1 protein-coding gene is annotated in these 7,721 nt (G+C 49.7%); it reads right to left on the reverse strand.

Annotated elements, in window-relative coordinates; all coding sequences use genetic code 11:
• Positions 1–7,719 carry an SDR family NAD(P)-dependent oxidoreductase gene (locus AADZ70_RS07025; RefSeq protein ID WP_342007920.1) on the reverse strand — a complete coding sequence of 2,573 codons (7,719 nt, stop codon included), beginning with the start codon at positions 7,717–7,719 and terminating at the stop codon, positions 1–3.
• Positions 7,720–7,721: the final 2 nt, after the last annotated feature.

Consider the following 7,721-nt stretch of genomic DNA (forward strand, 5'->3'; position numbering starts at 1 on the left):
TCACGTTGTCACCTGCCAAAACGAGTCTGCAGGTGCAGTGCTTGTCTCTGCTTTTTTCTCATATTTCTTTAAAAGATCCGCAATGTCTGTTTTTTCATTACTTGTTTTTTCCGCTTCATTCTCCGTGCTGTTCCAGCCGCCCAAAAGCGGGTAGTGTTTTTTTCTGAATTCCGGCGGCTGGGGCGTCCGGTGATGTTCCCGCTGCCTTTCACCTCTGTATTCTTCAACGAGGATATGAGCATTTGTCCCGCCGTCAGGAAATGAACTCTGAGCTGCGACGCGGGGTTTCTTCTCTGAATGCCAATCAACGGGTTCACGATTAAAATGAATACGTGACGCTTCAAAGTCATAATGTTCAAATGGCTCACGCGCTGATAAGAAAGGCGGAATCCGCTTATGATAGACGCTCAGCACACATCGGATGAAGCCCGCAAGTCCTGAAGACAGAAGCAAATGCCCTACATTCGGTTTCACCGATCCGATCCGGCAGGGCAGAAGCGTTTTCCGGTTCAGCTGATAGACATCTGAGAGCGCCTTGATTTCCACCGAATCAACGATTGGGGAACCGCCTCCGTTCACTTCTATATATCCAATGTCTTCGGGCGACTTTTCCGCCATATTAAGCGCAGTTTGAATGACGTCTCTCTGCGCCCTTATATTCGGTGAACCGGGACCGAGCGTCCGGCCGTCATTGTTTACCGAGACGGCTTTTATGACGCCGTAAATACGGTCTCCATCCCGCACCGCATCGCTCAATCGCTTGATAAAAACCGCCCCCGCTCCTTCTCCGAGCACTTCTCCCGCTGATTCACGGTCGAATATATGAAACACACCGTTCTCATTTAAAATATGGCGCGCTCCGAATAACCGGTGCGCGGATGGAGATAAGAGCAGACTCACCGAACCGACTAAGGCCGCGTCAATCCTTCCGGCCAAAAGGGCGTCTTTTGCAAAGGACAGCCCGATCAGCCCTGAGGAACATGCTGTATCCACGACAAGGCTCGGCCCTGTGACATTCAAAAATCGTGAAATGTTGGCCGCCAAATAGTTTTGCCCCGCCCCCAAAATCGGGTTAGGCGCCTGCAGGATATGTTCCATACCGGCTGAAGGCTGCGCCCTGCCGCCGATGTACACGCCGACTTTCCGGCCCGACAAATCCTTTTGTCCGTACCCGGCATCATAAACGGAATGAACCGCTTCTTCTAATATGATCCGCGCCTGCGGGTCCATAATTGCCGCGTCTTTTTCAGAGATGCCGAAAAAGCCCGCATCAAACATGTCGATATCATCAGTCCATCCCGCATAATCCTTTGTATGCGCTGTTGCATGCCAGCGCGATGCGGGGACAGGCCGGATGGCGGTGTTCCCTTTCATCAGCAGCTCCCAAAAAGCATCCGTTCCGCCCGCCCCCGGAAAACGGCAGGACATGCCGACGACGGCAATATCGTCTTCGGTATCCGCTTTCGGCTTCATGGATGTTCTCTCTTCAGCGGCGGCGGTTACATCAGGCTGGACGTCCATGTCTTGAACGAAACCATTTTCTTTTGTCACAAAATCGGCTTTATGATGCACTGCGAAATAGTCAACCATTTCTGTAATCGTTTGATATTGAAGCATGAAGGACGGTGTTAGCTTTATGCTGATCCGTTTTTGCAATGATTGAACCAATTCCGCAAAGAGTATTGAGTCAATCCCGTATTCATCAAACGGCATATCATCTTTTATCTGCTCATCCGTCATTTTCAGTTCTTCGCTGAAAACGGTGCGCACCCATTGACGAATCGTATCCTTCACCTTTTGGTCACTGGAAATGCTTTTTTTCACGGGAGCTTCAGATTTCTTCACCTTCAAAAGATCACCAAAATCAGCCTCACTGTCTTCGGGAACACAAGGAATTCCGCAGCTTTGTCCGTTTAATATGATGTAATCTAAAAACTTCAGTCCGTCTTCGGCAGACAGCCTGGAAAGTCCTGATTTTTGATAAGCAGGTGTTTCCGGCAGGCCTTCAGCCATGCCGGTTTCTTTCCAGACGGGCCACTGAACAGCTTTAACAAACACGTTTCCTTTACCTGCTTGATGATTTGCAAAAGAGTCCATAAATGAATTAGCCATCGCGTAGTCACTTTGCCCCGCAGCAAGCGAAGGGATCTGACCCGAAACGGATGAGAACAAAATAAAAAACGACAGCGGCTCATTCTGAACGGCTTCATAGAGACCGCGAAGCCCTGTTACTTTCGGCGCGCAAACGCTTTCGATTTCCGTTTCGGTTTTGTTATAAAAAGCGGGGTGTTCTCCCATTGCACCCGCGCAATGAAAAACGCCGGTAATCGGTCCCATCGTGCCGCGGATGCTGTCTGTCATTTTCCGGAGGCCCTTTTGATCCGTAAGAGAAACGCTGTAATAACGGATCTCCGCGCCCCGCTCGGCTAACCTCTGCATCCGCTCTGCTTTTTCCGGGAGAGTGCCGTCCTTTTTCATGTCTGCCCACTTTGAGGAATCGGGAAACGGCTCCCGCCCCATGATGACCAGTTTCCTGCATCCGCGCGAAACGGCATGCTCCGCCGCAATTGCGCCGATCCCGCGCGATCCGCCCGTTATTAACAGCACATCATCAGACGAATAGGAAAGCTCAGGCGCAGCCCAAACATTCATACCCTGCTTCAGAAACGGCACATAACGGCGATTCAGCCTGTAGCAGCATTCACTGCCGCTTTTGGCCCGCGGCTGTAAAAATTCAGTCTCAATCTGTCTGCTTAATTCTTCTGTATGCTCAATCTCACAATCGCTATCTATCGTATAAGAATAAATGTTAGCATACTCAGCACCCAGCATCCGGTACAGCCCCGCCGTTTTCGCCCCTTGCATCAGAGGTTTACTTTCCTTGAAAGGCTGGAGGCGGTGTGTCACTTGGCTGAACACAGCGCCGCTATGACGGAATGATTCAAGAGCCTGCTGTAAAAAGGCAAGCTTTCCGTGTTCTATCTCTTCCTGCCGTTCATATTCCGCATCATATGCGGTTATGTCGATGACCCCGAGTATCTGTTTGTTTTTAAGAGACTCCCGCACTCTGCCGTAAAGGTTTCGCCCCGATGCGGCGGCGTAATAATCGGCGCCGTCTTTTGCCTGATGAATGAAGCAGATCGTTTCAATATGGCCGTTTCCTTTAAAAAGAGCATCGGCCAATCGCCTCGTCTTATCAGTTGCAAGTATCATTACTGTTCCTGATAATGCTTCAGATTCCGCCGGATCTTGCTGCTTCCATTCTTTTTGAAGAATGATCTTTTGGTTTTCCGCCGGTTCGTCTGTCTGTTTCCGGATATCCGCAGGCACAGGCACCCAATACCGCTCCTTCGCGAACGGATATACAGGAAGGCTGACCCGTTTCGGCTTCTCTCCTTCGTATAACCGGCTCCAGTCAACGGCGGCTCCTTTTGCCCACTCAGTGAGCAATCTGGAATATTGCTTGTTTTTCAAAAGCTCGGCCATTCCACTTGATGACATATCGTCGTGAGCACGTCCGCGGAAACACCCTTCAATTTCTGTTTTCCGTTCAAGCACATCTTTCAGTTTCGCTTGCAGGCCGCAAACGGATGTAACGATAAATGCCAGCCGTTCAGGCATCGCTTCTCTGCCAGCTTGAAGCGTGTAGGCCAGGTCTTTAAGGTCGACTTCTTTTTCCCGTAAAAAGCGGTCATACCGTTTTACATATTCTAATAGGCGTTCTTCATTTTTTGCCGAAAGCAGAAACAGAACCGGCTCGTCTTCCCGTATACTCATCGATTTCTTTTCAGCCTGCGGCGGCAGATATTCTTCTATGACAAAATGGGCATTGCTCCCGCTGGCGCCAAAAGAACTTAAACCCGCTCTTCTCGGCTGGTCAGGATGTAACGGCCGTTCCCATTCTACCAGCCGATCCGCCACATAAAACGGCGTGTCCGAAAATGGAATATGGGGATTCAGCGTGTCCGCGTGCAATGACGGAAAGATTTCTCCATGCTTCAGCTGCAAAAGCACCTTTGTTAATCCGGCGATTCCGGCGGCTCCTTCTAAATGGCCGATATTTGATTTGGCAGAGCCGATGGCGCAAAACCGCTTCTTATTTGTCCATTTGCGGAATGCACGGCTCAGCCCTTCAATTTCAATCGGATCACCCAGAGACGTGCCTGTTCCGTGGGCTTCAATATAGCTCAGTGTCTCCGGATCAACGCCGGCACTCTGAAAAGAATCTGTAATGACTTCCGCCTGTGATGCCGGATCAGGCACTGTCAAACCGGATGTTTTTCCGACATGGTTTAAAGCGGAGCCTTTTATGACGCCATATATCGGACAGCCCATTCTTTCCGCTTCTTGAACGGTTGTCAGCAACACCGCGCCGACGCCTTCTCCCGGCACATAGCCGTCACCGCCGGCGGCGAAGCTTTTGCAGACGCCTTCTGAAGACAGAAATCCGGCATTCGCCAAAAACGCATATTTATGCGGATGTGTGACCGCATTAACACCGCCGGCAATGGCGAATTCGCACTCTCCCCTTTTAATGCTTTCACATGCCAAATGTATGGATGTGAGCGAAGAAGAGCACATCGTATCAACAGCCATTGACGGCCCTGTAAAGTTCAGGCAGTGAGACACGATATTCGGAACAGAGGCAGGCGTCACGCCCATAGACAGCGGTGTGCCCCGCTGTGTGATTTCAGCGCCGAACAGCTCATAATGGCTCCAAAACACACCTGCGAATACCCCGACGCGTTTTCTCTTTTGTGAAGATGGCCCGCGCGCCGTTCTGTCCTGATAAAAACCGGCATCTTCACAAGCTTCCCAAGCCGTCTCTAAAAAAAGCCGCGCCTGCGGGTCCATCATTTCAGCCTGGCGCGGAGTCAGATTGAAAAACAGCGGATCAAAGCAGTCTATGCGATCTAAAAATCCTCCGTAACGATAGAACTGATCTGCTTCATAGGAGAAAGGATAACCTTTCCATCTGTCTTTCGGTATTGTTGTGATGCAGTCTTTACCTGAGCGCAGATTCTGGTAAAATTCATCGATGCTTCCCGCCTGCGGGTATCTTCCTGCCAATCCGATTACCGCAATATCGTGCTCTTCTGTGTGTCTCTCTTGTTTTTGGTTCCTTCTCTTGACAGCTGCATGGGATAATGAAGAGCGGTTCTTGTCTGCCATCGGAACCAATCGGGCCATGTTTTCAGTTACAGCCGGCTCCTTCCCGTATAAAATAACGGATTGCAGCTTGCCGAGACGCAGCATATATTCAAGTGAAGCCATCCCTTCCCCGGCCGGAATCGGGCTGGTGCCGGTTGCATCATTCATGATCTCTTTCATTAAGCTGTCAACCTGCATGCCGCCATCTTCCCAAAGCGGCCAGTTGATCGTCATAGAAGCCCCGGTCCGTTCGCCTTTTTCCGCTTTGCAATCGCGATATTTCATATATTCATCCATAAAAGCGTTCGCTGCGGCATAATCTGTCTGGCCCGCATTTCCGGCCAACGCCGAGAATGAGGAAAATACGGCGAAAAATTCAAGCGGTTCATGCCGTGAAGCTTCGTCCGCATGAATCAGGCCGCTGATTTTCGGCAGGAACACCCGCTTCAAGTCAGAACTGTCTTTTTGGATGATAAATTGATCTTTTAAAACACCGGCGCAATGAAAAATGCCCGTCAGCCGGCCGAAAGTTTCTGTAATCTGAGCAAATGCCCGCTCTGTTTCGGCTTTGCTGCCGATGTCCGCTTGAACGTAAAGAACTTCTGCGCCCAATGCTTTCAGTCTGCTGATCTTCTCAGACTGTTCCGGCGAACGGCCGATGAGTGCGAGCTTCACCTTTTCTTTTTCTGCAAGGTGACGGGCAAGCAGAAATCCAAGACCGCCGAGGCCTCCTGTAATGACATATACGCCGTTTTGTTTCCAAGGAGACTGTGTCTGCCCGTCCGGTTTCTCAATACGTTCGAACAATCTGATCTGCCGCATATTGTCCTTATACCGAATGTCTGTGCAGCCCGCATAAGAGCAGTCTGCTTCTGTTCTAATGATTGCAGCCGTCTCACTTGGCAATCTCTCATTCTTGTTACAGAAGGTGATCACCTGAGTGCGAAAAGCCGGATTTTCAAGATGTGCCGTTTTCAGCATAGCCCCGAGAGCGGAAGACAATGCCGCTCCATCCTCAGCGGCGCATACAAGCTGAATCAATGTATGTTCTTTCGGATGGTCTGTCAGTTCCCGTTTGAGCATACGAAATATGCGCTCGGCATCTGCTTCAAACTGCTCATCTGCAGCCTCATGCTCCTTTTTTAGTTCTATCACTTCCGCTTCCGGACAATATGTGCCGAGTTCATCGGTGAGACGGGACCCTGCATCGGCAGCGATAATGAGATGACGGGTGTGTTTTTGCCCGTTCTGCACTGCCGTTTCCAGCGGCTGATCTTTCCAGGCGGGTTCAAAAAACAGAACCTCATCAGCAATGTCAGCGTCTGATGTATGCCGTTCTTCGGCCGAATCTTTCAGCACACAGCCCGCTTCATTGCTAAGGTAATCCGCAAGGCGGCGGACAGATGAATATTCAAAAAGCAGTGTCGGATAAAACTGCTGCTGAAAAGTCTGCTCTAATATCTTTACAAGCTTCAGCAAATGCGCCGAGTCAAGCCCCATATCATAAAAGCCTTTCCGCACATCAATATCCTGTGCCGGACGATTGATCAACCTGGCGATTTCCGACTTTATGTAAGTCACCATGTTTTGTTCCGGCGTTTGTTGTTCAGACACGTCTTCTGCAGCCACATGACTTTCGGGCTCGCCACGGCCGCTTCTGTTCTGCTGAGGCGGCTTCTCTTTGTCTATCAGATGGGTAATCATATTCGCTTGTCTGACCCTTTTTACTGTCAGTTTCTCACATTCGGCCAATACGTTCCCTGCCCTGTCGTAAATCGTGAAGTCGGCCGAATAAAAATCAGGTTCGCTATCTGATGCGCCGCTTTCAGTGCGGCTGTTTTTCGCAGAATAAGTGTAAATCGTTTTCGGAAACGGCTGATATATGCAAAAACGATTGATCATAAAAGGAATATAAGGTGTGTCATTCTGTTTTTGGGCCGACAATGCAAAGGAAGAGCCGGCAAGGGTGGACGCATCTAAAAAAGCCGGATGCGCCTTAAATTTCTCCCGGAATCCTTCAGCCAAACCACTCAGACTAAGCTCCATTAATTCTTCTTTATCCTGAAGCTGATAAACGGCCCCTTCATTTTTCATAAACTCGCCATGCTCAATATGGCTTCTTCTTGCAATTCCGTAAATGTCATGCATGTCCCATTTTCGGCTTGCGTTTTTCATGAATGCTTCAATATTCAGCTCTTTTGCCCGGGGCGTGTCTTTTTGCAAATAAAGCTGACATTCCATATTCTCATCCCGTTTTCCGCCAAGCGGTATGCCGTTTTTTGCTTTTTCGCTTGTGATCTCAACTTTCCAGCTGTTACGCGCCGGCGTAAAGGTGACATACAGGTGTTTATCAAACTCTTCAGATGTTACAACAGGCTGCTTAAAAATAATCTGTCTTAATTCTATAGGCCGTTCACCGAGATACCCGGCGGCGAGCCGATACAGCATATCTATTAAAGTCACGCCCGGGAGGACGCGGATTTGATGAACGCGATGATCCCGGACGATATAATTCGTATGGCTGATTTTCTGCAGGAACGTTTTGACTTGATCGGTAGCAACTGCCAATC

This window comes from Bacillus sp. YBsi01, from assembly GCF_038406745.1.
GTDB lineage: Bacteria > Bacillota > Bacilli > Bacillales > Bacillaceae > Bacillus > Bacillus siamensis.